A 26,536-nucleotide genomic window follows, 5' to 3' on the forward strand; every position below is an offset into this window, starting at 1 on the left:
CTGGTAGAAGAATTTGAGCCTCGCGGTGCGGGGGCGAACCATCATTCGCTCACCTTCACTACGCCGCGAGGCATTCATGCAGCCCTTCTCATCCACCACCGTTTCGATCCAGCGCGACACGCGGGCCTGGCAGTTCCAGGCCTGGGCTTCCTTCGCGATCGCCGTCTTCCTCTGCGCCACCGGCTTGAGCTGGCTGCCGGGCGAGGCGCTGGACCGGGCGTTCATGGTGATGGGCTATGTGTTCTGCCTGAGCACTGCCTTCATGCTGGCCAAGTTCGTGCGCGACAGCCAGCAGGCGGATGCGAGCGGCGCCGCCAGCCGCGACGTGCCGATGTGGCGCCTCGTCGTCTGGGGCAGCTTCTTCACCGCGATGGGCCTGACCGGCTGGGGCCTGGTCGGCATGGAGATCAACGATGCCTACAAGGCCTTCCTGGGCGTGAGCTGGCTGTTCCTGATCAGTTCGGCCTTCACGCTGGCCAAGACGCTGCGCGACCGCCACGAAGCCGACCTGATCGAAGCGCGACTGCAAGGCCGCCGCGCCGCCCGCCAGGAAGCCGCTGCTTCCGCCTCGGCCGAATGAGCGCCGTTTTCTCCTCCACCGTCAACGAACGAAAGACCGTCATGAAAAAGTCCATTGCCGCCCTTCTGGTCGCTGCCGGCACCGCGTTCGCAGGTGTTGCGGTTCCCCTTCATGCCCAGGCCCAGAGCGAGGCCTCGGCTGCCCTCTCCTTGCTGCCCGTGGCCTCGGTGGTCGGTGCTGCATCGGTCGTCGGCGCTTCCGCCACGGCCGTGGTTGCCGTGCCGGCGGCGCTTTCGGTGGGCGGCTCGATGCTCACCGTGGTTGCCGTCGAGGCGTCGGCCGACGGCACTGTCTATGTGCTGGAGCGCGCTTCGGACAGCGCACGCGCCAGCGTCAAGGTGATGGGGCGCGCCGCCAACGGCGTGTCCGCGGCGGTCGGCACGAGCGTCGTGGTCAGCGTGATCGGCAGCGGTGTCGTGCTGTCGGCCGCGGGCGAGGTGCTGGCCTTCGTGCCCAACGCCATCGGCCGTGCGCTGTTGCACAACGAGAGGCTGTCATGAAGCGCGCGCTTCCCGCGCTTCTTCTGGCACTCGCGGTGGTGCTGCCGCTGCAGGCGCAAGCTGGACGCTCCTGCGAACAGGTCAAGCCGACGCCTGCGCTCATCGTCAAGGGCATGCAACTGGCCGAGCGCACGTCGCAGCAGCTCGATGCGAGCGGCGCCCGCGTCGTGCTGCTGGCGCGCGCCGGCCAGGACCTGAGCAAGTACGGGCTGCGCTATTCGCACCTCGGCATCGCCTACAAGACCGACGAAGGCCCGTGGCGCGTGGTGCACAAGCTCAACCAGTGCGGCACCGCGGTGGCCGCGGTCTACCGCCAGGGGCTCGGCGAATTCTTCCTCGACGACCTGTGGCGCTATGAAGCCGCCTGGGTGGTGCCGACGCCGCAGGTGCAGGCGCAACTGCTGGCCGCGCTCCACGAGCCGCCTTCGCGCATCGTGCGGCTGAACGTCGCGCCCTACAGCATCGTGAGCTATGTCTGGGGCCAGAAGTACCAGCAGTCGAACCAGTGGGCGGTCGAAACGCTGGCCGCGGCCATGGAGCCCGCCACCGTCGGCAACCGCGCGCAGGCGCAGGCCTGGATGCAGTTCAAGGGCTACGAGCCAACCACGCTCAAGCTCGGCCCGCTCACCCGCCTGGGCGGCCGCGTGGGCTCGGCCAACGTGGCCTTCGACGACCATCCGAACGAGAAGCGGTTTTCGGACCGCATCGAGACGGTGACGGTCGATTCGGTGTTCGCGTGGATGCCGCGTGCGGGGCTGGGTGCGGCGCCGGTGGCGTTCAAGCTGCAATAAGAAATCTCACGAAAGAATCCAATGAGCAAGTCATTGCGTCTGTCCGAAAAGTGGTTCCGCCGCGGCCTCTGGCTCGTGGCGCTGGTGTTCGCGAGCTTCCTGATCGGGCTCGGAAGCACGGTCGTGAGCGATCTGCCGCAGGTCGAGCGGGTCCGCGAGATCGACGACTTCATCGACAAGCCCATGGCCGAGCCCCTGCGCAACACCATCAAGGCTTCGGAAGCCACCGAGCAGCAGGCCGCGCGCGATCTCGACCAGATCCGCCTGCAGCTCAGCGCCGCACAACAGGCCAGCGCCAACGCACGCGAGACCTTCGGCAACTGGATCGCCACCCGCCGCGCCACCGCGCAGCCCGACCAGGACACGGAACTGATCGCGCGCACCAAGGCGCTCGATGCGTTCAAGCAGAAGGAAGACGAAGTCCAGCGCCAGGCCAATGCGCAGCGCCAGATCATGCTCGACGCGCGCCAGGCCGAGCAGCACGCGCGCAAGGCGCTGTCGCTGCTGGAACGCGATGCGCAGGTGTTGCTCGACGCCGAATACCGCCGCATCGAGTTGCGCGTGTTCGCCTACCGCCTCGCGCTCACGCTGCCGCTCCTGATCGCGGCCGGCTGGCTGTTCGCGAAGAAGCGCAAGAGCACCTACTGGCCTTTCGTCTGGGGCTTCATCTTCTTCGCGCTGTTCGCCTTCTTCGTCGAGCTGGTGCCCTACCTGCCGAGCTACGGCGGTTACGTGCGCTACGTGGTGGGCATCGTGCTCACCGTGCTCGTGGGGCGCTATGCCATCGTCGCGCTCAACGCCTACCTCGCGCGCCAGAAGCTCGCGGAGCAGCAGCCCGACCAGGTGCGGCGCGAGGAACTGAGCTACGACGTTGCGCTGGCGCGGCTCGGCAAGGGTGTGTGCCCCGGCTGCGAGCGGCCGGTGGACCTGAAGAACGGCGAGATCGATTTCTGCCCGCACTGCGGCATCGGCCTGTTCGACCACTGCGGCCAGTGCGAGACGCGCAAGAGCGCATTCTCGAAGTTCTGCCATGCCTGCGGTACTTCGGCCGCGCCGCGCGTGCCGCTTGCATCTGCGACGAGGTCTGCGGATTCGTTCACATCCGGCGCACCGGTTCAACCGGCCTTGTAGCGGGTCCGCCGCACGACCGTGCTACAACCGCCGCATGCGACAAAAACGTTGTCGCAGGTTTTCAGTTACCAACATTGACGGAGCACAAGCATGAGCATTTTCGGCAGCATCCTTTCCAAGATTTTCCCGTCCGCAAACGCCGCCGCTGCAACGGCTGCTCCGGCACCGGCCGGCGCGCCCGCCGCAGCGGCACCGCCGCCGGCCATCACGGTGGTGGACGTCGAGGCCCTGCTCGACGGCATGCCCGGCGCGAGCAGCCTGAACTGGCGCACCTCCATCGTCGACCTGATGAAGCTCCTGGGCCTCGACAGCAGCCTCGACGCACGCAAGCAACTCGCCGCCGAGCTGAGCTACGGTGCCGACACCAGCGACAGCGCCAAGATGAACATCTGGCTGCATCGCCAGGTCATGACCAAGCTCGCTGCCAATGGCGGCAAGGTTCCTGCGGAACTCCGGGACTGATCGGTTCGTTGTCAACCCAGCGAAAAAGCCCGGCAATGCCGGGCTTTTTCGCTTCAGGTCCAGCCGGCGTCCACCACGAAGTCTTGCGCGGTGCACATCTTCGAGTCGTCGGCGGCGAGGAACAGCGCCATGGCGGCAATGTCCTCGGCCATCACACGGCCCGGCAGGCACTGGGCCGCGTCGATCTCGGCGCCGGATTCGGGCTTGACCCACAGCTTGATCTGCCGCTCGGTCATCACCCAGCCCGGCACGATCGAATTGACGCGGATGTTCTGCTTGCCCAGGTCGCGCGCCAGCGAGCGCGTGAGGCCGCGCGCGGCCGCCTTGCAGGCCTGGTAGACGGGGTAGCCCTTGCCCTTGATCATCCAGCTGATCGAGCCGAAATTGATGATCGAACCGCCGCCCAGCGCGCGCATGTCGTCGGCCACGGCCTGTGCGGCAAAGAACTGGTGCTTGAAGTTGACCGCCACGAGGCGATCGAAATCGTCGCTCGTGACGTCGGCCATCTCGTGGCGTCGGTCGTTCGCCGCGTTGTTCAGCAGCACGCCGATCGGCCCGAAGCGGGCGCGCACCGCATCGATGGTGGCTGCCAGCGCTGCCGTATCGGTCACGTCGCACGGGCTGAACAGCGCGGGCGTGCCGCCCTGCAGCTGGGCGGCGAGCGCCGTGCCGGCGGCCGCGTCGAGGTCGCAGAACCCGACCTTCGCGCCCTGCGCATGGAAGGCCCGCACCAGCGCCTCGCCGATGCCGCTGGCACCGCCCGAGACGAACACGGTACGGCCGGCCAGCGAGGGATAGCGGGCCGAGTAGATGGAGGATGTGGAGGCAGTGGTCATGAGGTGAAGACGACGGCGGTGGAGACAGGGAGCGAGCGTACCGGATGACGAGGCCATGCCACGAACGGGGGCTTCCGCCCGGCGTATGGCTTCCGGCATGTGTGCAGAAAGTCCCCGCTTGGCTACGCTCGCCGGCATGAACACCCTCCATCGTCGCGCCGTCGTCGGACTCGCGCTTTGCTCGTCAGCCGTTGTGGCGCTCCCAGCCCTGGCGCAGGTGCCTGCGCCCGTGCTGCTCTTCAAGGTCGTCTCGCCGCGCGACGACATCGTCGTGGGCATCGAGGCGACCCAACTGGGCGCCGGTGCGACGCCGCCCGTGCAGCGCCTGGGCGCGCTGCTCGCCGAAAAGGGCCAGCTCACGCTCTGGCAGTACGCCTCGCAGAAGGACGCGGGCGGCGCGTTGGTGCAGGCGCCGCTGCGTCAGATCGTGGTCTTCAAGAACGATCTGCTGCGCATAGAGCCCTACACCACGCCGCTCGCGATCAAGCCGCCGGGTGCCGCCAAGTCCTAGACGCCGCGTGCGCGATCGGCCTTGAAGCGGGCGCGGAATTCGGTGAAGGTGCCCGCATCGAGCGCCTCGCGGATTTCGCGCATCAGGTTCAGGTAGTAGTGCAGGTTGTGGATGGTGCACAGCATCGGCCCGAGCATTTCGCCGCAGCGGTCGAGGTGATGCAGGTAGGCCCGGCTGAAGCCCTCGCGCCCGCCGTCGTTCCATGACACGCCCGAGGTGCCCGCGCAGGCATGGCAGGTGCAGCTCGGGTCGACCGGCTGCGGGTCGCTCTTGTGGCGGGCGTTGCGCATCTTCAGGTCGCCGAAGCGGGTGAACATCGTGCCGTTGCGGGCATTGCGCGTGGGCATCACGCAGTCGAACATGTCGACGCCGTCGGCCACGCCCTGCACCAGGTCTTCGGGCGTGCCCACGCCCATCAGGTAGCGCGGCTTGTGGGCCGGCAGCCGGTGCGGCGTGTGGCCCATGATGTGCAGCATCTCTTCCTTGGGCTCGCCCACGCTCACGCCGCCGATGGCATAGCCCGGAAAGTCCATGTCCACCAGCGCGGCCAGCGATTCCTCGCGCAGGTTCTCGAACATGCCGCCCTGCACGATGCCGAACAGCGCGTTCGGGTTCTCCAGCCGCGCGAATTCGCTCCGGCAGCGCTTGGCCCAGCGCAGGCTCAGTTCCATCGAAATGCGCGCCTCGGCCTCGGTCGTGATGTGGCCCTTGGTGTCGTAGGGCGTGCACTCGTCGAACTGCATCACGATGTCGCTGTTGAGGATGGTCTGGATCTGCATCGAGACCTCGGGCGTGAGGAACAGCTTGTCGCCGTTGACGGGCGAGGCGAACTTCACGCCCTCCTCGCTGATCTTGCGCATCGCACCCAGCGACCACACCTGGAAGCCGCCCGAATCGGTGAGGATGGGCTTGTCCCATTTCTCGAAGCCGTGCAGTCCGCCGAAGCTCGCCATCACGTCGAGGCCCGGGCGCATCCACAGGTGGAAGGTGTTGCCCAGGATGATCTGCGCGCCCATCTCCTCGAGGCTGCGCGGCATCACGCCCTTGACGGTGCCGTAGGTGCCCACGGGCATGAAGATCGGCGTCTGCACCTTGCCGTGGTTGAGCGTGAGCGTGCCGCGGCGCGCGTGGCTGGCGGCGTCGGTCTTGAGGAGTTCGAAGTTCAGCATGTCGTTCAGTCCGTTTGTCGTGCGAGCAGCATGGCGTCGCCGTAGCTGAAGAAGCGGTATTGATGGGCGATGGCGTGGGCATACAGCGCCATCACCCGCTCGTAGCCCGCGAAGGCCGAGACCAGCATCATCAGCGTGCTCTTCGGCAAATGGAAGTTGGTCACCAGCACGTCGACGTGCTGGAAGGCGAAGCCCGGGGTGATGAAGATGCGCGTGTCGCCCATGGCCTCGCCGCTCTTCGCCCACGATTCGAGCGTGCGCACGGTGGTCGTGCCGACCGCGACGACGCGGCCGCCGCGTGCCTTGCACTCGGCTATCGCGCGCTGCGTGGCCTCGGGCACTTCGTAGCGCTCGGCGTGCATCGTGTGCTCGGCGATGTTCTCGGTCTTCACCGGCTGGAAGGTGCCGGCACCCACGTGCAGCGTGACGTTGGCGCGCTGCACGCCGCGCGCTTCGAGCTCGGCCAGCAGGCCCTCGTCGAAGTGCAGCGCGGCCGTGGGTGCGGCCACTGCGCCGGGCACGCGCGCGAAAACGGTCTGGTAGCGGCGCTCGTCGTCGGCCGAATCGGTGTGCGTGATGTAGGGCGGCAGCGGCACGTGGCCGCAGCGTGCCATCAGCGCGTAGGGGTCTTCGCCCGCGTCGCTCTCGAAGCCGAAGCGGAACAGCGCACCCTGCTCGTCGGGCCAGCGGCCCAGCAGCGTCGCGCGGAAGCCGCCCACCATCTCGAGCGTGGTGCCCACGGGCGGCTTCTTGCTGACCTTCATGTGCGCGACCACCTCATGGCCCTGCAGCACGCGCTCGACCAGCAGTTCGAGCTTGCCGCCGGTCGGTTTTTCGCCGAACAGGCGGGCCTTGACCACGCGCGTGTCGTTGAACACCAGCAGGTCGCCTGCGCGCAGCAGCGAAGGCAGGCTCCTGAAGATGCGATCGACGGGTGCGTCGCCCGTGCCGTCGAGCAGGCGGGAGGCGGTGCGTTCGGGGGCCGGGTGTTGCGCCACCAGCTCGGGCGGCAGGGCGAAATCGAAATCGGAAAGCGTGAAGGCGCGCATGGTGCTTGAGGGCCGGACAGGCCCGTGCCAAGGAGGCATGGGGAGAAGAGAAAAACGCGGGAAGCGGTCGATTGTCCCATGCCCCGGAATCGCGAGCCCCGCGTGGGGTTGCCGAGGCAGAATCGATGGATGGCCGATTCATCCGTTGCGCGCGTCCCGCTGGCACCTCCCCCTTCCGAAGGCGAGCTCTTCAAGAAGATCCTCGGAAGCGCCTGGCAGGGCCTGCACCCCGACATCCGCCGGCGCTTCGACAAGAATCCTTCGCCGGGCAAGGCGCTGCATTACCTCGGCGCGCTCAGCGAGCTGCGCTGCTCGCGCTTCGGCAAGCTGCTGGGCCACCTGACGCAGCCGCTGATCCAGGGGGCGCTGATTCCCTACAGCGATGCCAACTTCCCGGTGGAGATCCAGGTCTACGCCAGGCCGCAGGACCCGGCCATCTACAAGCAGCGCATCTACCGCCTGCATGGCCGCAAGCCGATCCAGTTCACCAGCTTCATGCGCGAGAGCGAGCGCGGCGAGGTGCTGGAATACGTGGGCATGGGCCTCGGCATGAAGCTGGTGCTGAGCGTGGAGAACGGCAGCCTGCATTTCCAGAGTGACGGCTATTTCTGGGACGTGCTCGGCTGGCGCATTCCGCTGCCGGGCCTGCTCACGCCCGGCAAGACTTTTCTCTGGCACCACAACGAGACGCCGGAGCGCTTCAACATCCGCATCGAGATCCGGCACTGGCTGATGGGCACGACCTTCACGCAGGTCGGCGTGTTCGAGGAAGTGGCCGATCCGGGAGCGACTGCATGATCGACACTCACCTGCTGGCCTTGCAGCTCATGGCGGCCCAAGGGCTGCTGGGCGCCTTCGACACGCTCTATCACCATGAGGTGACCGAGGCGCTCGCACAGCGCAACACCGCGCGGCGCGAGCTGGCCATCCATGCGGTGCGTTCGTCGATCTATTGCGCGATGTTCATCGGGCTGTCGTCGTGGGCCTGGCACGGTGCCTGGGCCTGGGTGCTGCTGGCGGTGTTCGGCGTCGAGATCGTGCTCACGCTGTGGGACTTCGTGGTGGAAGACGGCAGCCGCCTGCTGCCGCCCACCGAGCGGATCACGCACACGGTGCTGGCCATCAATGCCGGCGCATTCATTGCGCTGCTGGCGATGAACGCGGTGGACTGGGCGGCGCAGCCGACGGCGCTGGTGTGGCAGCCGCAGGGCTGGCTGGGCGCCTTCCTCGCACTGTGCGGGGTGGGCGTGGGCATCTCGGGGCTGCGCGACGGGTTGGCGGCACGGGCGCTGTTCCGCCGCACGGCACAGGAGCAGGCGCGCGCGGCCGAGGCGCCGGTGCACTTCGGCACCAAGCCGCAGCGCGTGCTGGTGACGGGCGGCACCGGCTTCATCGGACAGATCCTGGTGCGCCATCTGCTGGCCGACGGCCATGTCGTGACGGTCTGGACGCGCGACGCGCGCTCGGCCGCGTGGAACTTCGGCGGCGCGGTGCGCTGCGTGCAGCGGCTCGACCAGATTCCCGAGACCGACCCCTGCGATGTGGTGATCAACCTGGCCGGTGCCCGCATCCTGGGCCGGCGCTGGAGCGGGCGGCGCCAGCGGCAGCTGATGCAAAGCCGCGAAGGGCTCACCGCCGCGCTGGTCGCATGGATCGCCACCCGTCCGCGCAAGCCCTGGCTGCTGCTGTCGGGCTCCGCCGTCGGCTACTACGGGGTGCAGCCTCAGGGTGATGCCACCGAGCTCGCCGAAGACGCACCGCCGCAGGACATCTTCATGTCGAGGCTGTGCCAGGGCTGGGAGCGGGCGGCGCGGGCTGCCACGGCGCACGGCGTGAACGTCGCCTGCACGCGCTTCGGCTTCGTGCTGGGCCATCAGGGTTCGCTGCCGCAACTGCTGCTGCCCATCGCGCTTGGCATGGGCGGACGGCTGGGCAGCGGGCGGCAGTGGCTGTCGTGGGTCCACGTGCACGATGTCGTCCGAGCCATGGCCCATGTGTGGAGCCTGGCCGAGCAAGCGGGCGCTAGCGGCCCCGCGACCGCACAGGCCTACAACTTCACCGCGCCGGGCGCGCTCAGCCAGGAAGAATTCACCCGCGTGGCCGCCAGCGTGATGCACCGTCCCTGCTGGATGCCGACGCCTGCCGCGCCGGTCAAGCTGCTGCTGGGCGAACAGGCCGACCTGCTGCTCGAAGGGCAGCGCGTGGTGCCGGCGCACCTGCTGCAGACCGGATTCCGCTTCGCGTTCCCCGATGCCCGCAGCGCCTTGACGGACCTTTGCCGACCGCGCTAGAAGCCTTGCCCGTGCCAGCCAAGAAAGCACCGTCCCCACCCGCAGCCACCGCAGCAACGCCGGCGCAGCCGCCCGGCGCCGGCCTGAGCCTCGTGCAGCGCGCGCTGCGCAAGCTCGGCCTCTCGCGCGACATCGACTTCGCGCTCTACCTGCCGATGCGCTACGAAGACGAGACGCGCATCGTGCGGCTGGCCGACACGCGCGACGGAGACATGGCGCAGGTCGAAGGCGTGGTGACCGAATCCGAGGTGGTGTTCCGCCCGCGCCGCCAGCTGATTGCGACCATCGACGATGGCAGCGACACCTGCCAGCTGCGCTTCTTCAATTTCTATCCGTCGCAGCACAAGCAGCTCGCGGTCGGCGCGCGGGTGCGCGTGCGGGGCGAGGTGCGCGGCGGTTTCGTGGGGCGGCAGATCATGCATCCCACGGTCAAGGCCGCGGGCACGGCACTGCCCGAGGCGCTCACGCCGGTCTACTCGACCGTGGCAGGCCTTGCACAGCCGGTGCTGCGGCGCGAGGTGCGCTCGGGCCTGGCGCGCGCGGCGCTCGACGAGACGATTCCCGTGCAGATCGGACTGCGCGGCGCGTGGGACCTGCGCAGCTCGCTCACCTTCCTGCACTACCCCACGCCCGACGTGGCGATGGCGACGCTCGAAGACCACAGCCATCCGGCCTGGCAGCGGATCAAGGCCGAGGAACTGCTCGCGCAGCAGCTGTCCCAGCTGCAGGCCCGGCTGGAGCGTGCGGCCCAACGTGCGCCGATGCTGCCTTCGTCGCCCGCGTCCGTGGCGAGTTCGCTGCATGCGCAGCTGCTTGCCGTGCTGCCCTTCGGCCTCACCGGCGCGCAGCAGCGCGTGGGTGAGGAGATCACGCGCGATCTCGGCCGCGAGATCCCGATGCACCGGTTGCTGCAGGGCGACGTGGGTTCGGGCAAGACGGTGGTGGCGGCGCTTGCAGCCGCACGGGCCATCGACGCGGGTTTTCAGTGCGCGCTGATGGCGCCGACCGAAATCCTCGCAGCCCAGCACTTCGGCAAGCTGGTCGGCTGGCTCGATCCGCTGCTTGCCGAACGCGGCCTGCGCGTGGCCTGGCTCACGGGCAGCCAGAAGAAGAAGGAGCGCGACGCGATGTCGGCTGCGGTCGAGAGCGGCGAAGCCGCGCTCGTCATCGGCACCCACGCCGTCATTTCGGAGAAGGTGCGCTTCAAGAACCTGGCGCTCGCGATCATCGACGAGCAGCATCGCTTCGGCGTCGCGCAGCGCCTTGCGTTGCGCGGCAAGGCCGTTGGCCATCTCGAGCCGCATCTGCTGATGATGAGTGCCACGCCGATCCCGCGCACGCTGGCGATGAGCTATTACGCCGACCTCGACGTCTCCACGCTCGACGAACTGCCCCCGGGCCGCACGCCCATCGTCACCAAGCTGGTGGCCGACCACCGGCGCGACGAGGTGATCGATCGCATCCAGGCGCAGGTCGAGCAGGGGCGGCAGGTCTACTGGGTCTGCCCGCTGATCGAAGAGAGCGAAGCGGTCGATCTGCGCAACGCCACCGAGACGCGCGACGAGCTGGCCGATTCGCTGGGCCCGGCCGTCAACGTCGGGCTGCTGCATTCGCGCATGCCCACGGCCGAGAAGCAGGCCGTGATGGCGGCCTTCACGGCCAACGAGATCCAGGTGCTGGTGAGCACCACGGTGATCGAGGTGGGCGTCGATGTGCCGAATGCTTCGCTGATGGTGATCGAGCATGCGGAGCGCTTCGGGCTTTCTCAATTGCACCAGCTGCGAGGCCGCGTCGGCCGCGGCGCCGCAGCCTCGGCTTGCGTGCTGCTCTATGCGCCGGGCGACAGCGGCCGCGTGGGCGAGGCCGCGCGCGCGCGGCTCAAGGCGATGGCCGAAACGGGCGATGGCTTCGAGATCGCGCGGCGCGACCTCGAAATCCGCGGCCCCGGCGAATTCCTCGGCGCCCGCCAGTCGGGCGCGCCGCTGCTGCGCTTCGCCGACCTCACCACCGACACGCTGCTGCTCGACTGGGCGCGCGAACTCGCGCCGGTGATGCTCCAGAAGCACGCCGAGCTGGCCCAGCGCCACATCGACCGCTGGCTCGGCACCAAGGCCGAGTACCTGAAAGCCTGAAGCGCCGCCTCAGGCCGTGGGGCGACGCGTGAGGGCCAGCAGCAGTCCGAAGCCGACCATCATGCTGCCGCTCACCTTGTTGAACCAGCGCATCGCGCGGCTGCCATTCGCCAGCCGGCGCATGCGCGCGCCCAGCAGCGCATAGAGCGCGATCGCGACCAGTTCGAACACCAGGAAGGTCGCGCCGAGCAGCACATAGCTGGAGGCGTAGGCACCGGGCACCACGAACTGCGGGAAGAACGCGGTGAACACCAGGATGGCCTTCGGATTGCCCGCGGCCACGGTGAACTCCTGCCGCGCGAGTGCACGCAGCGAGGGCGGCGCAGCGGTGTCGCGCGATGGCACGTCGGCCTCCGGCGCCGGTGCGCGCAGCAGGCGGATGCCGATCCACACCAGGTAGGCGGCGCCGATGTACTTGATGACATCGAAGGCCAGCTCCGACGCCACCAGCACCGCGCCCATGCCCAGGCCCGCCACGGCAATCATGAGTGCGAAGGCCACGAGGCGGCCGCTGGCCGCGATCACCGCGGGCGAGACGCCGTGCCGGGCACCGTTGGTGACCGACAGCAGGTTGTTGGGGCCGAACGCCATGTTGATGGCAAAGCAGGCCGGAAGAAACAACAGGTAGGTGGACAAGCTCATGGTGACATCCTGCTACGTAGATAACGACGATGACGAAGGTTCGCCATTATCCGCAGCGCCCGCGATGTGTACGACGAAAGCCTGCAGATGCAACAACGCTGCATTAGCGCCACAGTGTTTACGCGGGGTTCTTGTAGTGCGACTTGTTTCCTAGACTGCCCCGCGATGCTTTTCCGCGCGGCTTTCGATGGCTGCGCGACGCCGCATCTTTCTTCAGACTTTTTCGCTACTGGCCCGTGTCTTGCGCGCGTTCGGCAGCGATTCGCGCTCTGAATATTCAAACAACACACTGCACGGAGGAAAGTCGCAATGACTTCGAAGAGGATGAAAAAACTCGCGCTCGCCATGGCGGTGGCTGGCCTGGCAACGCACCAGGCATGGGCCATTCAGACCTATGCGGGAGACCCCGGAATGATCGGTTCGCCGGCCAGCTGGCGCACTGCGGAGTTCATGCGCGACTGGGGCCTGATCGCGATGGGCACCGAATACGCCTACGCGGCGGGTGTCAGCGGCGCGGGAATCAAGATCGGCGAGGTCGATTCGGGCTACGACGCTTCGCACCCCGAGTTCCCGATCTCACGCTATCACGGTGTGCCGGTGGGGGCCATTCCCGGCGCCTACAACGGCACCTACAACGACCGTCACGGCACGCACGTCGGCGGCACCATCGCCGCCAGCCGCGACGGCGGCGGCGCCGCGGAAAACATGCATGGCGTGGCCTTCAATGCGGACCTCTACGTCGCCAACACGGCCAAGACCGACGGCGCCAACTTCGGCCGGCCGACACCCGGTCAGTCGGCCACCATCACGGTCGACGACGTGCACATTGCCAATGCCTACCGGCAGGCGAATGCACAGGGCGTGCGCATCATCAGCACCAGCTGGGGCAGTCCGCCGGCCGGCGAGCAATACAACACCCTCGCACAGCTGCACACAGCCAACGGCTACTACGTCGCCAACAACACCTGGATACAGGGCGCGTTCGACGCCGCGAAGACGGGCACGCTGATGGTGTTCAGCGCGGGCAATGGCGGCTGGCTCAATCCTAGCCCGCGCGCCGCCGCACCGTACTTCGATCCCAAGCTCGAATCCAACTGGCTCGCCGTCTCCGCGCTGAGCGTCCTGGGGCAGACCTTCAATGCCGACGGCTCCATCGACGTTCCCGGCACGCAGCGCTACAACAAGTGCGGCGTGGCGAAGTGGTCTTGCGTCACGGCGCCGGGCGTGGCCATCAACGGCACCGTGCTGGCGGGCGGCTATGCGTCCCTGTCGGGAACGTCGATGGCCGCGCCGCATGCGTCGGGTGCGCTCGCACTGATCATGGAGCGCTTCAGCTACATGACCAACGAGCAAGTGCTCACCGTGCTGAAGACCACCGCGACGCAGAACGCCACGATCATGGATTCGAGCGGGACGGCCACGGTTGCCAACCCCGAGGCGGGCCGGCAGGTCAAGGTGCCCGATGTCGTCAACGGCTGGGGCACGCCCAGTCTCCGGCGCGCGATGAACGGGCCCGGCCAGCTCGTCGGGCCCTTCGCCGTCAACACGCAAGGCCAGAACGACACATGGTCGAACGACATCTCCGATGTCGCCATCAGGGCCCGCAGAGCGGAGGATGCCGACGAAGCCGTTGCCTGGAACACGACCAAGCAGGCCCGGGGCTGGACCGCGGGCCTGCCTGCCGGCGCCAGCGACCCGGACAGGAGCGAATACGCCACCGGCGTGGCCCGCGAGGCAGCGCGCAGCACGCGGGTCTATGAAGGCAGCCTGGAAAAGCTCGGTGCCGGCACGCTGACCTTGAGCGGCCAGAACACCTACACGGGCAGCACCGCCGTCAACGGCGGAACGCTCAGGGCCGGTGCGGCCAATGCCTTCAGCGGCGCCTCGGCCCACAGCGTGGGCACGGGCGGCACGCTCGACCTTGCCGGCTTCAGCCAGAAGCTGCCCTCGCTCGCGAACGGCGGCGTCGTCTCCCTGGCCGGCATCGTGCCGGGGACGACGCTCACCGTCACCGGCGCCTACGTGGGCAACAACGGCACCTTGCGCCTTGGCGTCGCACCCGGCGCCAGCGACCGGCTCGTGCTCGACGGCGCCGGCGCGAGCGCCAGCGGCCGAACCACGCTGCAGGTCGCCAGCCTCGGCAGTCTCGGCGCCCTGACCACCGGCAGCGGCATCGAACTCGTCAGCGCGCTCAACGGTGCCAGGACAACGGCGCAGAGCACCAAGGATGCCTTTGCGCTCGCGGGCGGCCATGTGGATGCGGGCGCCTACGAGTACCGCCTGCATGCGGCCGATGCCAATGGCGCTGGCGAGAACTGGTATCTGCGGTCAGCGGTGCAATTCGCAGGATCGCAACTCCCCGCCTACCGCTCGGAGGTCCCGATGCTCGCCGCGCTGCCCGAGCAACTGCGCCAGGGCAACCTCGCCATGCTGGGCAGCTCGCGTGTGCGCATGGGCGACGACGATGCCAGGGTCGGCCGCAACGATGCGGGCGATGCGCCCGATGGCCCCCGGCGCAGTGCCTGGGGGCGCGTCATCAGCACGAACTTCAACGTCCGCCAGGGCGGCACCGTGAGTCCGAAGAGCGAAGGGCGCGCCACCGGCCTGCAGGCCGGCACCGACCTCTGGGCCGACCGCAACTGGCGCGCCGGCGTCTATGTCGGCCGGCTCGAAGGCGATGTCCGGACCAGCGGCTTCGCGCGCGGCGTGTTCGATATCGTCGTCGGCAGCAACGACCTGCGCAGCGACTACCTCGGCGCGTACGGCACCTTCACGAACGACACCGGGTTCTACGCCGACGCCGTGCTGCAGGGCGGCCGCCACCGCTACACGGCGAGCCCCTTCGACAGCTCGCCATCCGCGTCGGGCAAGGGCCGCAGCACGCTGCTGTCGCTGGAGGCCGGCCAGAGCTTTGCACTGGGCGGCAACTGGCAGATCGAGCCGCAGCTGCAACTGGTGCACCAGCGCCTGAAGCTGGACGACGTGAACATCGTCGGTGCCCGCGTATCCCAGGAGGGCGACAGCGGCTGGACGGTGCGCGCAGGGTTGCGGCTCAAGGGGCAACTGGCCACCGCGGCGGGCCTGCTGCAGCCGTATGCACGGCTGAACGTCTACCGGACTGCGGGGGGCACGGACACGGCGCGCTTCATCGGCCCTGCAGGCTGGACCGACATCGGCACCCGCACCGGCGGCACCAGCACCGAACTCGCTGCCGGCGCCACCTTGGCCATTGGCGAGCGAACCAGCCTGTACGCGGAAGCGGGCAAGCTGTTCGCCTCGGGCGGCAATGCGCGCGTCAAGAGCAACATCAACGGCAGCCTGGGCATGCGCGTGAAGTGGTGAAAGAGCGGCCGGCCGGCCGGGGCAGGGTGGCGTGCATCGACCCCTGACAACACCGGGTCACGGAGGCTTGCGCATAATTGACGCAAGCTATGACTCTCACCGAACTCAAATACATCGTCGCAGTAGCCCGCGAACGGCACTTCGGCAAGGCGGCCGAGGCCTGCTACGTTTCCCAACCGACCCTCTCGGTGGCCATCAAGAAGCTCGAAGACGAGCTCGAAGTCAAGCTCTTCGAGCGCAGTGCCGGCGAAGTGACCGTCACGCCGCTCGGCGAGCAGATCGTGCAGCAGGCGCAAAGCGTGCTCGACCAGGCCGCCAGCATCAAGGAAATCGCCAAGCGCGGCAAGGACCCGCTGGCCGGCCCGCTGAACCTCGGCGTGATCTACACCATCGGCCCCTACCTGCTGCCCGACCTGGTGCGCCAGGTGATCGCGCGCACGCCGCAGATGCCGCTGGTGCTGCAGGAGAACTTCACCGCCAAGCTGCTCGAGATGCTGCGCGCGGGCGAGATCGACTGCGCGATCATGGCCGAGCCCTTTCCCGACACCGGCCTCGCGATGGCGCCGCTCTACGACGAACCCTTCATGGCGGCGCTGCCCACGAAGCACAAGTTCRCCGACCGCGAATCGATCACCTCGGACGAGTTGCAGAACGAAACCATGCTGCTGCTCGGTACGGGCCATTGCTTCCGCGACCACGTGCTCGAGGTGTGCCCCGAGTTCGCGCGCTTTTCCAGCAATGCCGAAGGCATCCGCAAGAGTTTCGAGGGCTCGTCGCTCGAAACCATCAAGCACATGGTGGCCTCGGGCATGGGCGTGACGCTGGTGCCGCGCCTGTCGGTGCCGGCCGAGGCGCTCAAGCCCAAGGTCAAGGGACGCAAGGAGCCCGAGCAGATGGTGCGCTACCTGCCGGTGCGCGATGCGCACGACCGCGACCCGCCCACGCGGCGCGTGGTGCTGGCATGGCGGCGCACCTTCACGCGCTACGAAGCCATCGCCGCGTTGCGCAATGCGATCTATGCCTGCGAGCTGCCGGGCGTCAAACGCCTTTCCTAGCGATTTGCGACGTTGGCCTACGTGCCGGCTGTTTTGAATCGTTGATCGCTGGGATAGAGTGACGCTGTTGCGAACCCGCGCGCCGGCTTCGAGAATTGCGGTGTTCCTCCCAACTTGAAGAAAGACCCTTTCGCCATGGCCAAAGCTCCAAAGAAAACCAAGCCGGCGTCGGCCCCCTCCTCGGGCAAGGTGCCCAAGAAGGGCGGCGCGATCGTCGCGCAGGAGTCCGGCAGCCGCAATGCGCCGATCATCAACATCGGCATCGAGCGCCAGGACCGCGCGACCATCGCCGAAGGCCTGAGCCGCGTGCTGGCCGACACCTACACGCTCTACCTCACGACGCACAACTTCCACTGGAACGTGACGGGTCCGCACTTCAACTCGCTGCATGCGATGTTCATGACCCAGTACACCGAACTCTGGGGCTCGACCGACATACTCGCAGAACGCATTCGCGCCCTCGGCCACTACGCGCCGGGTTCGTATGCCGAGTTCAGCAAGATCGCCACCGTGCCCGACGTGCCGCAGAACCCGCCCAAGGCGATGGAGATGGTGCGCATCCTGGTCAAGGGCCACGAAACGGTGTCGCGCATCGCGCGCGAGTTCATTCCCGTGGCCCAGGAAGCCGGCGACGACCCGACCGCCGACATGCTGACCGCCCGCTGCACGGTGCACGACCAGACCGCCTGGATGCTGCGCTCGCTGCTCGAGGACTGAACTCGTTCGCATCCCCGGGTTCAGGGGGCGAATCGGAGAGCGGCACAATGGCCGCTCTTTTTTTGCCTGTCTTGCCTGCCGCATGCTTGCCCGCCGTTTTGCGCTCTACCTCGACCTGATCCGCTGGAACCGCCCTGCGGGCTGGCTGCTGCTGCTCTGGCCCACGCTGGGCGCGCTCTGGTTCGCGGCCGACGGCTGGCCGGGCTGGCACCTGGTCGTGGTGTTCACGCTCGGCACCTTCCTGATGCGCAGCGCGGGCTGCTGCGTCAACGACGTGGCCGACCGCGATTTCGACCGCCATGTGAAGCGCACCGCCCAGCGGCCGGTGACCAGCGGCGCGATGTCGGTCAAGGAAGCGCTCGCGCTCGGTGCCGTGCTGGCGCTGGCGGCCTTCGGGCTGGTGCTCACCACCAACCGCGTGACGGTGCTCTGGTCGTTCGTGGCGCTGGCCATCACGCTGATCTACCCGTTCGCCAAGCGCTTCGTGTCGATCCCGCAGGCGGTGCTGGGCATCGCCTTCAGCTTCGGCATCCCGATGGCCTTTGCGGCGGTGCAGTCCACCGTGCCGGCGTTCGCCGCCTGGCTGCTTGCCGGCAACCTGTTCTGGGTGCTGGCCTACGACACCGAGTACGCGATGGTCGACCGCGACGACGACCTCAAGATCGGCATGAAGACCTCGGCCATCACCTTCGGCCGCTTCGACGTGGCGGCGGTGATGCTGAGCTACGCGATCTTCCTGGCGGTCTGGACCTGGGCCGGTGCGAGCCGGTCGCTGGGTGTCCTGTTCTTCGCGGGGATCGCCGCGGCCGCGGGACAGGCGGTCTGGCACTGGCGGCTGATCCGCGAGCGCACGCGCGACGGCTGCTTCAAGGCTTTCCGGCTGAACCACTGGCTCGGCTTCGCGGTGTTCGCCGGCATCGTGGCCGGCTACGCCATTCGCTAGACAGGACGCACATGCTCGACCGCCTGACGCAGAAGATCGGCCAGGAAGGCCTGTCCGGATGGCATCTCATCACGCAGGAGATGGTCGACCGGTACGCGGCGCTGTCGGGCGACGGCGAAGGCGAGTGGATCCACCTCGATCCGGAGCGCGCCGCACGCGAGGCGAACTACGGCGGAACGATCGTGCCGGGCTTCTTCCAGGTGTCGCACCTGATCCGGCTGACCGGCGAGGCCATGCGGACGCTGCTGCCCTTCGATACGAACCACGCGTTGAACTATGGATTCGACCGCCTGCGCTTCGTCAGGCCGATGCCGGTCGGCGCGCGTTTCCGGGCGCGTGTGCGCATCCTCGAGGTGACGCCCAAGCCCGGCGACAGCTTTCTGCTGAAGGAAGAGGTGCTGCTCGAGCTCGAGGACGGCACCGTCACGCTGGCGGCCGAGTGGTTGTTCTTCCTCGGGCCGCGCGCACTGGCGGCCTGAAGGTCAGGCGCGGCCGAATTCCTCGCCCAGTTCGGCGGCACGCTTCTGCGCCGCGCGAATGGCGGTCTTGAACTGTGCCTTGACGTCCGCGCCTTCGAGTGAGGTGATCGCCGCGTAGGTGGTGCCACCCTTGGAGGTCACGCGTTCGCGCAGCACCGAGGGCGGCTCGGTCGCGCTGTGCGCCAGCGCCGAGGCGCCGGTGAAGGTGCCGATGGCCAGCCGCTGGGCCTGCTCGGGCGTCAGGCCCATCTCGACGCCGGCTTCGGTCATCGCCTCGATGAAATAGAACACGTAGGCCGGGCCCGAGCCGGACATGGCGGTCACCGCGTCCAGCGCAGGTTCGGCATCGACCCAGAGCAGTTCGCCGGTGGGGGTCAGCAACTGCCCGACCAGCGCCTTGTCGGCCCCGCTGACGCCAGGCCGTGCGAACAGGCCGGTCATGCCCTGGCCGACCAGTGCCGGCGTGTTGGGCATGGCGCGCACCACGCGTTCGCTGCCGAGCCAGCGGGCGATGCTGTCGGAGGGAATGCCGGCCGCCACGCTCAGGTGCAATGCGTTCGAGGCAAAGGCGCGCACGGGCCTGGCGGCTTCCGCGAAGGTCTGGGGCTTGACGGCCCACACCACGACGGCGCAGCGCGACAGGGCCTCGCTGGCTTCGGCCTGGGCCGTGATGCCGAAGGACTGCGCCAGCTTCGTGCGGGCCGCCTCGAAGGGCTCGACCACCTCGAACGCATCGGCCGGGGTGCCTTGCTGGATCAGTCCGCCGATGATGGCGCTCGCCATGTTGCCGCCGCCGATGAAGGCGATGGGCGGCAGCGGCGCGGGGGTGGTGCGGGGCAGGAAGGTCACGGCGATGGTCATGGTCGGTCGATGTATTCGAAGGCGGCGAACTGGGTCACTTGCAGCGGATTGAAATTGTCGTCGCTCACGACCACCAGCATGCGGTTGCCGTTGGGCAGCGGCGGCCCCCAGCACATGCCCTCGGTGTTGTCGAGGCGGGACAGGCCGAGCGTGGCGAAGTCCGCCACCAGCGTCTTGGCGACGGGCTGGTGGTTGCCCGGCGCCAGCGCATCGATGGCGAGCACGTCGCTGGCGGCGCGGGTGTCGATTTCATAAAGGCGCAGCGAATTGCCGGCGCCGGTGGCATAGGCGCGCTCCAGCACCAGCATGCGGTGGGCATCGAGCATCAGCACCTCGCTCACGCCGTTGTCGGCGAAGCTGCCGGGAATCAGGGGGCGCAACGGGATGGCGTCGGGCACGTAGGCGATCTGCCGCACGACCTGGCTGGCTTCCAGGTCGACCTGGGTGAAGCGGCAGGGGCCGCCGGGTGCGCCGGTGGTGGGAACGGGGCCGTCCTGGATCAGGGCGTTTTCCATGGACAACCACGCGAAACGACCGTCGGGCGTGAGGGCGATGCCCTCGAACGTCAGGTTGTCGCGGGGGCCGCGGCGCCGGGCCGGGTCGGGGGTGAACATCGCAGGCAGGGCGAATTCACGCAGAAATCGGCCGTCGCGCGCCGATTCGTACAGTGCGGGGCCGAAACCGCGGGCGATGTCGCCCTCGCTGGCCCAGAGCAGGGTGTCGGTGGCCAGGCGCAGCCGCAGGGCTTCGGGGTCCGGAACCGGGAGCCCGCTCGCTGCATGGCGCCGGTCGGGCCAGGGGCCGCCGCCAGGGCGTTGCAGCTGCACAACGCCTGTCGGCTCCGGTGGAGCCGCCTCCGGCCGGGGCCAGCGGGCGGTGTAGAACCGGACAGGAGCCATGTCTGACCGGTCATCGCTGATAAGCAGGTACTCACCTCGGACGATGTCGTAGTCGATGCCGGAGAGGCCCCCGGCGGTGGTGCCTTCTATATGACGTCGGTGCGCCCAGCGCGCCTCCCCGATGCGCCGCAGGCGGCCGGTATCCGGAATGGGCGCCGCGCTTTGGCAGCCGCCAAGGCCCAACGCCAGGGCCCCAGCCGCGCCGGCGAGCAGGCGACGGCGCGTGGGCAACGAAGGCGGCTGGAGGGGTTTGGCAGTGGCGTGCACGCCGCAGAGTCTAGTGGCAGCGCGTTGCGGTGTAATGAGGCAGTTGACATCGCCCAAACAGCGTGCAACAATCGCGGGCTTCGCTTCTAAAAGGCGAAGCTTTCAGCCCAAAGCGGAAGTGCCTCGAGTGGTTCGAGGTGCGGACGACGGGCCCAAGACTGACCGCGGTGTCTCCCTCCTGGAGGCACATCGGTACAAGTTGGGAATATCAAGAAATGATCCAAACTGAATCCCGGCTCGAAGTGGCCGACAACACGGGCGCGAAATCCGTCCTGTGTATCAAGGTGCTCGGTGGCTCCAAGCGGCGTTACGCCAGCGTGGGTGACGTCATCAAGGTCAGCATCAAGGAATGCGCTCCGCGTGGTCGCGTCAAGAAGGGCGAGATCTACAGCGCAGTGGTGGTTCGCACCGCCAAGGGCATCCGTCGCGCCGACGGCTCGCTCGTCAAATTCGACGGCAACGCAGCAGTGTTGCTCAACGCCAAGCTGGAGCCTATCGGCACCCGCATCTTCGGACCGGTGACGCGCGAGCTGCGCACCGAAAAGTTCATGAAGATCGTGTCGCTGGCCCCCGAAGTTCTGTAAGGACACAACGCCATGAACAAGATTCGCAAAGGCGACCAGGTCATCGTGTTGGCCGGTCGTGACAAGGGCAAGCGCGGCACCGTGTCGCTCCGCAAGGACGACTCGCACGTCGTCATCGACGGCCTGAACCTCGTCAAGAAGCACACCAAGCCGAACCCGCTCAAGGGTACGACCGGTGGCATCGTCGAGAAGTCCATGCCCATTCACCAATCCAACGTGGCGATCTTCAATGCCGCGACCGGCAAGGCCGATCGCGTGGGCATCAAGATCACCCAGGGTGCTGACGGCAAGCGCGTGGCTGTTCGCGTCTTCAAGTCCAGCGGCGACGAAATCAAGTTCGCCTAAGAGGTACTCACATGGCACGTCTCCAACAACACTATCGCGAAAAGATCGCGAAAGACCTGACGGAAAAGTTCGGCTACAAGTCGCCGATGCAGGTCCCGCGCCTCACCAAGATCACGCTCAACATGGGTGTGGGTGAAGCAGTCGCCGACAAGAAGGTTCTCGACAACGCTGTCGCCGACCTGACCAAGATCGCCGGCCAGAAGCCCGTGGTCACCAAGTCGAAGAAGGCTATCGCCGGTTTCAAGATCCGCGAAAACCAGCCGATCGGCTGCATGGTCACGCTGCGTGGCGTGCAGATGTATGAGTTCCTGGACCGTTTCGTGACCATCGCGCTGCCGCGTGTTCGCGACTTCCGCGGCATCTCCGGCCGTGCGTTCGACGGCCGTGGCAACTACAACATCGGCGTCAAGGAACAGATCATTTTCCCTGAGATCGAGTACGACAAGGTCGATGCCCTGCGCGGTCTCAATATCAGCATCACGACGACGGCCAAGACCGACGAAGAGGCCAAGGCGCTTCTCGCTGGCTTCCGTTTCCCGTTCAAGAACTGAGGTGACCTGTGGCTAAAGCATCTTTGATCCAGCGCGAACTCAAGCGCGACAAGCTGGTTGCCAAGTTCGCTGCGAAGCACGCGGAACTGAAGGCAACTTCCAACGACGTGAAGAAGAGCGACGAAGAGCGCGCAGCTGCCCGCCTGGGCCTGCAAAAGCTTCCGCGTAACGCCAACCCGACGCGCCAGCGCAACCGTTGCGCAATCACCGGTCGTCCGCGCGGCACCTTCCGTCAATTCGGTCTGGCCCGCGCCAAGATCCGCGAACTGGCTTTCAATGGCGACATCCCCGGTGTCACCAAGGCCAGCTGGTAAGCCAGGCAGGAGCAAACAACATGAGCATGAGTGATCCCATTGCCGACCTGCTGACGCGTATCCGTAACGCGCAGATGGTGGCGAAGCCCACCGTGTCGGTCCCGTCTTCCAAGGTGAAGATCGCGATCGCACAAGTCCTGAAGGACGAGGGCTACATCGACGGCTTCCAGGTCAAGACCGAAGCCGGCAAGAGCGAACTTGAAATCGTCCTGAAGTACTACGCTGGCCGTCCGGTCATCGAGCGCATCGAGCGCGTGAGCCGCCCTGGCCTGCGTGTCTACAAGGCCAGTGCTTCCATTCCGCAAGTCCAGAACGGCCTCGGCGTTGCGATCGTCACGACCCCCCAGGGCGTGATGACCGACCGCAAGGCGCGCGCTACCGGTGTCGGTGGCGAAGTCCTGTGCTACGTCGCCTAACCGAGACATCGAGGAGTCACTGAAATGTCCCGAGTAGGAAAAATGCCGATCACCATCCCCGCAGGCGTGGATGTGTCGATCAAGGAAGACCAGATCAGCGTCAAGGGTACGGGCGGCACGCTCAACCTCGCACGCAATGCACTGGTCAAGGTCGTCAGCAATGACGGCAAGCTGAACTTCGAGCCCGCCAACGAGTCGCGTGAAGCGAATGCGATGAGCGGCACGATCCGTCAGCTGGTGAACAACATGGTGGTTGGCGTGACCAAGGGCTTCGAGAAGAAGCTCAACCTGGTCGGCGTCGGCTACAAGGCTGCAGCGTCCAACAACAAGTTGAACCTGCAAGTCGGTTATTCGCACCCGGTCAACATCGAGATGCCCCAAGGCATCACGGTGGCCACCGCGACCCCGACCGAAATCGTGATCAAGGGTGCTGACCGTCAGCGCGTTGGTCAAATCGCCGCTGAGATCCGCGCTGTTCGTCCGCCTGAGCCTTACAAGGGCAAGGGCATCCGTTATTCGGACGAGAAGATCGTGATCAAAGAGACCAAGAAGAAGTAAGGGGCAGCAAAATGATGTTGACCAAAAAAGCACAGCGCCTTCGCCGCTCGCGCCAGACCCGCATTCGCATCGCGACGCAGGGCGTGGCCCGTCTGACGGTGAACCGCACCAACCTGCACATCTATGCAACCGTCATCTCCGACGACGGCTCCAAGGTGATTGCAACCGCATCGACGGCCGAAGCCGAAGTGCGTACCTCGCTCGGCGGTTCGGGCAAGGGCGGCAACGCCGCTGCAGCCACCGCCGTCGGCAAGCGCATCGCTGAAAAGGCGAAGGCTGCCGGCGTCGAGAAGGTCGCCTTCGACCGCGCAGGTTTTGCGTACCACGGCCGCGTCAAGGCGCTGGCCGAGGCGGCTCGCGAAGCCGGTCTGCAGTTCTAACCGGACACGAGATTCAAAATGGCAAAGATTCAAGCAAGAACGCAGAACGAAGGCCCTGAAGACGGTTTGCGCGAGAAGATGATCGCGATCAACCGCGTCACCAAGGTGGTGAAGGGTGGTCGTATCCTCGGTTTCGCAGCACTCACCGTCGTGGGCGACGGCGATGGCCGCGTCGGCATGGGCAAGGGCAAGTCGAAGGAAGTGCCTGCAGCCGTGCAAAAGGCGATGGAAGAAGCCCGCCGCAACCTGGCCAAGATCTCGATCAAGAACGGCACGCTGCACCACCGCGTGACGGGTCATCATGGCGCCGCTTCGGTTGTCATGATCCCGGCACCGAAGGGTACCGGCATCATCGCCGGCGGCCCGATGCGCGCCGTGTTCGAAGTCATGGGCATCACCGACATCGTGGCCAAGAGCCATGGTTCGTCGAACCCCTACAACATGGTCCGCGCCACGCTCGACGGGTTGAAGAACTCGACGACCGCGTCCGAAGTGGCTGCCAAGCGTGGCCTGACCGTCGAAGAAATCTTCGCCTGAGCGCAAGCAATCGGAAGAGCATTCAAATGACGACGCAACAACAAACCCTCAAGGTGCAATTGGTCAAGAGCCCGATTGGCACCAAGGAATCGCATCGCGCGACCGTGCGTGGCCTCGGCCTGCGCAAGCTCAACAGCGTGAGCGAGCTGCAGGACACCCCGGCGGTGCGCGGCATGATCAACAAGATCAGTTATCTGGTCAAAGTTCTGTAAGAGAGACTGATATGGAACTCAATGGCATCAAGCCGGCGGATGGCGCCAAGCACGCCAAGCGTCGCGTCGGCCGCGGTATCGGCTCCGGCATCGGCAAGACCGCAGGTCGCGGTCACAAGGGTCAGAAGTCGCGTGCAGGCGGTTTCCACAAGGTTGGTTTCGAAGGCGGCCAAATGCCGCTGCAACGTCGCCTGCCCAAGCGTGGTTTCAAGTCGCACCTGCTGAAGTTCAACGCCGAAGTCACGCTGACTGCGCTCGAGCAGCTCGGCCTGGCCGAAGTGGATGTCCTGGCGCTCAAGCAAGCCGGCCTCGTGGGCCAGCTCGCCAAGGTCGTCAAGATCGTCAAGACCGGTGAACTCACCAAGGCCGTCAAGCTGACGGGCGTGGGCGCAACCGCTGGTGCCAAGGCTGCGATCGAAGCAGTCGGCGGCAGCATCGCCTGATCACCATCGGACTGAAAGAAGTTCTTCGTGGCAACTAACGCGGCAACGATCGCAAAAACAGGCAAGTTCGGCGACCTCCGTCGTCGGCTCGTCTTTTTGCTGCTCGCGCTCGTGGTCTACCGGGTCGGCGCCCACATCCCTGTGCCGGGTATCAACCCGGACCAGCTGGCGGCGTTGTTCCAGGGCCAGCAGGGCGGCATTCTGAGCCTGTTCAACATGTTCTCGGGCGGGGCGCTGTCGCGCTTCACCGTGTTCGCGTTGGGGATCATGCCGTACATCTCGGCGTCGATCATCATGCAGCTGATGACCTACGTGCTTCCGACCTTCGAGCAATTGAAGAAGGAAGGCGAGGCCGGTCGCCGCAAGATCACGCAGTACACGCGCTACGGCGCACTCGGCCTGGCCCTGTTTCAGTCGTTCAGCATCGCAGTGGCCCTCGAATCGTCGGCCGGTCTGGTCATCGCCCCCGGTTTCGGCTTCCGCCTGACCGCCATGGTGAGCCTGACCGCCGGTTCGATGTTCCTGATGTGGCTCGGCGAGCAGATCACCGAACGCGGCCTGGGCAACGGCATCTCGATCCTGATCTTTGCAGGTATCGCGGCCGGCCTGCCCAACGCCATCGGCGGCCTGGCTTCGCTGGTAACGACTGGCGCGATGAATCCGATCATTGCGCTCTTCATCATCGCGGTCGTGGTGCTGGTCACCTACTTCGTGGTGTTCGTCGAACGCGGCCAGCGCAAGATCCTCGTGAACTATGCGCGGCGCCAGGTCGGCAACAAGGTCTATGGCGGCCAGTCGTCGCACCTGCCCTTGAAGCTGAACATGGCCGGCGTGATCCCGCCGATCTTCGCCTCGTCGATCATCCTGCTGCCCGCAACGGTGGTCGGCTGGTTCAGCACCGGTGAAGGTGGCTTCCGCTGGATCAAGGATGTTGCCGGCGCACTGCGTCCGGGCGAGCCGATCTACGTGCTGCTGTACGCTGCTGCGATCGTTTTCTTCTGCTTCTTCTACACGGCGCTCGTGTTCAACAGCAAGGAAACGGCCGACAACCTGAAGAAGAGCGGTGCATTCATTCCGGGCATTCGTCCGGGTGACCAGACCGCTCGCTATATCGACAAGATTCTGGTTCGCCTGACGTTGGCTGGCGCGGTGTACATCACCTTCGTCTGCCTGCTGCCCGAGTTCCTGATCCTGAAGTACAACGTGCCGTTCTACTTCGGTGGTACCTCCCTGCTGATCATCGTGGTCGTCACGATGGACTTCATGGCCCAGGTGCAAAACTACATGATGTCCCAGCAGTACGAATCGCTGCTGAAGAAGGCCAACTTCAAGACATCGTAGGGCTGTGTTGCAGTATTGAGATCGGGCGGTAGACCGCCACGTTAAACAGTTTTAGGAGAATGAAATGAGAGTTTCGGCTTCGGTCAAAACCATCTGCCGTAATTGCAAGGTCATCCGCCGTAAAGGTGTGGTGCGTGTGATTTGCACCGACCCGCGCCACAAGCAGCGCCAGGGTTGATTGAAGAGTATTAGAGGACG

32 protein-coding genes are annotated in these 26,536 nt (G+C 66.5%); 26 read left to right on the top strand and 6 right to left on the bottom strand.

Annotated elements, in window-relative coordinates; translation table 11 throughout:
- Nucleotides 1–76 precede the first annotated feature (76 nt).
- The 5 genes from AC1DXX_RS02890 to AC1DXX_RS02910 all read left to right on the top strand — a co-directional run bounded on the left by AC1DXX_RS02890 (nt 77) and on the right by AC1DXX_RS02910 (nt 3,464).
- Complete coding sequence (locus AC1DXX_RS02890; protein WP_478132661.1) at nt 77–580, top strand: YiaA/YiaB family inner membrane protein; 504 nt, start codon at nt 77–79, stop codon at nt 578–580.
- Nucleotides 581–621: 41 nt separating this feature from the next.
- Nucleotides 622–1,080 (top strand): hypothetical protein, encoded by a 459-nt coding sequence (locus AC1DXX_RS02895; RefSeq protein ID WP_478132662.1) that lies wholly within the window; start codon nt 622–624, stop codon nt 1,078–1,080.
- The gene (locus AC1DXX_RS02900; protein WP_478132663.1) at nt 1,077–1,871 is read left to right on the top strand and encodes a DUF2145 domain-containing protein; all 795 of its coding nucleotides are present in this window, start codon (nt 1,077–1,079) and stop codon (nt 1,869–1,871) included. The genes AC1DXX_RS02895 and AC1DXX_RS02900 overlap by 4 nt, the downstream gene beginning before the upstream one ends.
- A 21-nt stretch (nt 1,872–1,892) precedes the next feature.
- Nucleotides 1,893–3,002 (top strand): serine endopeptidase, encoded by a 1,110-nt coding sequence (locus tag AC1DXX_RS02905; RefSeq protein WP_478132664.1) that lies wholly within the window; start codon nt 1,893–1,895, stop codon nt 3,000–3,002.
- Nucleotides 3,003–3,092: 90 nt separating this feature from the next.
- Nucleotides 3,093–3,464, top strand: a complete 372-nt coding sequence (locus tag AC1DXX_RS02910) for a DUF3597 domain-containing protein (protein WP_478132665.1) — start codon at nt 3,093–3,095, stop codon at nt 3,462–3,464.
- A gap of 53 nt (nt 3,465–3,517) precedes the next feature.
- On the opposite strand, the gene AC1DXX_RS02915 is transcribed toward AC1DXX_RS02910, so the two are convergent.
- Entirely contained in the window at nt 3,518–4,300 is a 783-nt protein-coding gene (locus tag AC1DXX_RS02915) for an SDR family NAD(P)-dependent oxidoreductase (protein ID WP_478132666.1), read from the bottom strand.
- A 136-nt stretch (nt 4,301–4,436) separates the two neighbouring features.
- Between AC1DXX_RS02915 and AC1DXX_RS02920 the strand changes: the two genes are divergently transcribed.
- The gene (locus AC1DXX_RS02920; protein WP_478132667.1) at nt 4,437–4,811 is read left to right on the top strand and encodes a hypothetical protein; all 375 of its coding nucleotides are present in this window, start codon (nt 4,437–4,439) and stop codon (nt 4,809–4,811) included.
- On the opposite strand, the gene tgt is transcribed toward AC1DXX_RS02920, so the two are convergent.
- Both tgt and queA read right to left on the bottom strand, forming a co-directional pair.
- Entirely contained in the window at nt 4,808–5,980 is a 1,173-nt protein-coding gene (gene tgt, locus AC1DXX_RS02925; protein WP_478132668.1) for a tRNA guanosine(34) transglycosylase Tgt, read from the bottom strand. The genes AC1DXX_RS02920 and tgt overlap by 4 nt on opposite strands.
- Before the next feature lie 5 nt (nt 5,981–5,985).
- On the bottom strand, nt 5,986–7,029 hold the full coding sequence (gene queA / locus AC1DXX_RS02930; protein ID WP_478132669.1) for a tRNA preQ1(34) S-adenosylmethionine ribosyltransferase-isomerase QueA: 1,044 nt from the start codon (nt 7,027–7,029) through the stop codon (nt 5,986–5,988).
- A 129-nt stretch (nt 7,030–7,158) separates the two neighbouring features.
- On the opposite strand from queA, the gene AC1DXX_RS02935 reads away from it, so the two are divergent.
- The 3 genes from AC1DXX_RS02935 to recG are packed head-to-tail and all read left to right on the top strand — an operon-like array spanning nt 7,159 to nt 11,452.
- Entirely contained in the window at nt 7,159–7,827 is a 669-nt protein-coding gene (locus AC1DXX_RS02935; RefSeq protein ID WP_478132670.1) for a DUF4166 domain-containing protein, read from the top strand.
- Complete coding sequence (locus tag AC1DXX_RS02940) at nt 7,824–9,320, top strand: TIGR01777 family oxidoreductase (RefSeq protein ID WP_478132671.1); 1,497 nt, start codon at nt 7,824–7,826, stop codon at nt 9,318–9,320. Before AC1DXX_RS02935 ends, AC1DXX_RS02940 begins: the two co-directional genes overlap by 4 nt.
- Before the next feature lie 11 nt (nt 9,321–9,331).
- The gene (gene recG / locus AC1DXX_RS02945) at nt 9,332–11,452 is read left to right on the top strand and encodes an ATP-dependent DNA helicase RecG (protein WP_478132672.1); all 2,121 of its coding nucleotides are present in this window, start codon (nt 9,332–9,334) and stop codon (nt 11,450–11,452) included.
- 9 nt (nt 11,453–11,461) lie between these two features.
- Here the strand turns inward: recG and AC1DXX_RS02950 are convergent, their stop codons facing one another.
- Nucleotides 11,462–12,094 carry a LysE family translocator gene (locus AC1DXX_RS02950; RefSeq protein ID WP_478132673.1) on the bottom strand — a complete coding sequence of 211 codons (633 nt, stop codon included), beginning with the start codon at nt 12,092–12,094 and terminating at the stop codon, nt 11,462–11,464.
- Nucleotides 12,095–12,403: 309 nt separating this feature from the next.
- Between AC1DXX_RS02950 and AC1DXX_RS02955 the strand changes: the two genes are divergently transcribed.
- The 5 genes from AC1DXX_RS02955 (at nt 12,404) to AC1DXX_RS02975 (ending at nt 18,630) form a co-directional block, all read left to right on the top strand.
- Nucleotides 12,404–15,436 (top strand): autotransporter outer membrane beta-barrel domain-containing protein, encoded by a 3,033-nt coding sequence (locus AC1DXX_RS02955; protein WP_478132674.1) that lies wholly within the window; start codon nt 12,404–12,406, stop codon nt 15,434–15,436.
- An 89-nt stretch (nt 15,437–15,525) separates the two neighbouring features.
- Complete coding sequence (locus AC1DXX_RS02960) at nt 15,526–16,491, top strand: LysR substrate-binding domain-containing protein (RefSeq protein ID WP_478132675.1); 966 nt, start codon at nt 15,526–15,528, stop codon at nt 16,489–16,491.
- Between the two features lie 135 nt (nt 16,492–16,626).
- On the top strand, nt 16,627–17,208 hold the full coding sequence (locus AC1DXX_RS02965) for a Dps family protein (RefSeq protein ID WP_478132676.1): 582 nt from the start codon (nt 16,627–16,629) through the stop codon (nt 17,206–17,208).
- 82 nt (nt 17,209–17,290) lie between these two features.
- Nucleotides 17,291–18,151, top strand: coding sequence for a 4-hydroxybenzoate octaprenyltransferase (gene ubiA / locus AC1DXX_RS02970; protein WP_478132677.1), 861 nt, complete (start codon nt 17,291–17,293; stop codon nt 18,149–18,151).
- Between the two features lie 11 nt (nt 18,152–18,162).
- Entirely contained in the window at nt 18,163–18,630 is a 468-nt protein-coding gene (locus AC1DXX_RS02975) for a MaoC/PaaZ C-terminal domain-containing protein (protein WP_478132678.1), read from the top strand.
- A gap of 3 nt (nt 18,631–18,633) precedes the next feature.
- On the opposite strand, the gene proC is transcribed toward AC1DXX_RS02975, so the two are convergent.
- Together proC and AC1DXX_RS02985 are read right to left on the bottom strand one after the other, a co-directional pair.
- A complete protein-coding gene (proC, locus tag AC1DXX_RS02980) occupies nt 18,634–19,491 on the bottom strand; it encodes a pyrroline-5-carboxylate reductase (protein WP_478132679.1) in 858 nt (285 codons plus the stop codon).
- Nucleotides 19,488–20,621, bottom strand: a complete 1,134-nt coding sequence (locus tag AC1DXX_RS02985; RefSeq protein WP_478132680.1) for an esterase-like activity of phytase family protein — start codon at nt 20,619–20,621, stop codon at nt 19,488–19,490. Before AC1DXX_RS02985 ends, proC begins: the two co-directional genes overlap by 4 nt.
- Before the next feature lie 251 nt (nt 20,622–20,872).
- On the opposite strand from AC1DXX_RS02985, the gene rplN reads away from it, so the two are divergent.
- The 12 genes from rplN to rpmJ all read left to right on the top strand — a co-directional run bounded on the left by rplN (nt 20,873) and on the right by rpmJ (nt 26,516).
- A complete protein-coding gene (rplN, locus tag AC1DXX_RS02990) occupies nt 20,873–21,241 on the top strand; it encodes a 50S ribosomal protein L14 (RefSeq protein ID WP_068630284.1) in 369 nt (122 codons plus the stop codon).
- A 12-nt stretch (nt 21,242–21,253) separates the two neighbouring features.
- On the top strand, nt 21,254–21,586 hold the full coding sequence (rplX, locus tag AC1DXX_RS02995; protein ID WP_093242993.1) for a 50S ribosomal protein L24: 333 nt from the start codon (nt 21,254–21,256) through the stop codon (nt 21,584–21,586).
- An 11-nt stretch (nt 21,587–21,597) separates the two neighbouring features.
- Nucleotides 21,598–22,137 (top strand): 50S ribosomal protein L5, encoded by a 540-nt coding sequence (gene rplE, locus AC1DXX_RS03000; protein ID WP_013544114.1) that lies wholly within the window; start codon nt 21,598–21,600, stop codon nt 22,135–22,137.
- A gap of 8 nt (nt 22,138–22,145) precedes the next feature.
- Nucleotides 22,146–22,451, top strand: coding sequence for a 30S ribosomal protein S14 (rpsN, locus tag AC1DXX_RS03005; RefSeq protein WP_478132681.1), 306 nt, complete (start codon nt 22,146–22,148; stop codon nt 22,449–22,451).
- 20 nt (nt 22,452–22,471) lie between these two features.
- Nucleotides 22,472–22,867: a 30S ribosomal protein S8 gene (rpsH, locus tag AC1DXX_RS03010; RefSeq protein WP_013544112.1), complete on the top strand. Its 396-nt coding sequence runs from the start codon at nt 22,472–22,474 to the stop codon at nt 22,865–22,867.
- Between the two features lie 24 nt (nt 22,868–22,891).
- Entirely contained in the window at nt 22,892–23,425 is a 534-nt protein-coding gene (gene rplF, locus AC1DXX_RS03015; protein ID WP_028258412.1) for a 50S ribosomal protein L6, read from the top strand.
- A gap of 14 nt (nt 23,426–23,439) precedes the next feature.
- Nucleotides 23,440–23,805, top strand: coding sequence for a 50S ribosomal protein L18 (gene rplR / locus AC1DXX_RS03020; RefSeq protein ID WP_081267539.1), 366 nt, complete (start codon nt 23,440–23,442; stop codon nt 23,803–23,805).
- 18 nt (nt 23,806–23,823) lie between these two features.
- Nucleotides 23,824–24,342, top strand: coding sequence for a 30S ribosomal protein S5 (rpsE, locus tag AC1DXX_RS03025; RefSeq protein ID WP_124959016.1), 519 nt, complete (start codon nt 23,824–23,826; stop codon nt 24,340–24,342).
- 26 nt (nt 24,343–24,368) lie between these two features.
- Nucleotides 24,369–24,554 carry a 50S ribosomal protein L30 gene (gene rpmD / locus AC1DXX_RS03030; RefSeq protein ID WP_009124818.1) on the top strand — a complete coding sequence of 62 codons (186 nt, stop codon included), beginning with the start codon at nt 24,369–24,371 and terminating at the stop codon, nt 24,552–24,554.
- Nucleotides 24,555–24,565: 11 nt separating this feature from the next.
- Complete coding sequence (gene rplO / locus AC1DXX_RS03035) at nt 24,566–24,997, top strand: 50S ribosomal protein L15 (RefSeq protein WP_435469131.1); 432 nt, start codon at nt 24,566–24,568, stop codon at nt 24,995–24,997.
- A 27-nt stretch (nt 24,998–25,024) separates the two neighbouring features.
- On the top strand, nt 25,025–26,338 hold the full coding sequence (gene secY, locus AC1DXX_RS03040; RefSeq protein ID WP_478132682.1) for a preprotein translocase subunit SecY: 1,314 nt from the start codon (nt 25,025–25,027) through the stop codon (nt 26,336–26,338).
- Between the two features lie 64 nt (nt 26,339–26,402).
- Nucleotides 26,403–26,516, top strand: coding sequence for a 50S ribosomal protein L36 (gene rpmJ / locus AC1DXX_RS03045; protein WP_013544106.1), 114 nt, complete (start codon nt 26,403–26,405; stop codon nt 26,514–26,516).
- Nucleotides 26,517–26,536: the final 20 nt, after the last annotated feature.

The organism is Variovorax sp. P4_B10 (assembly GCF_056402375.1).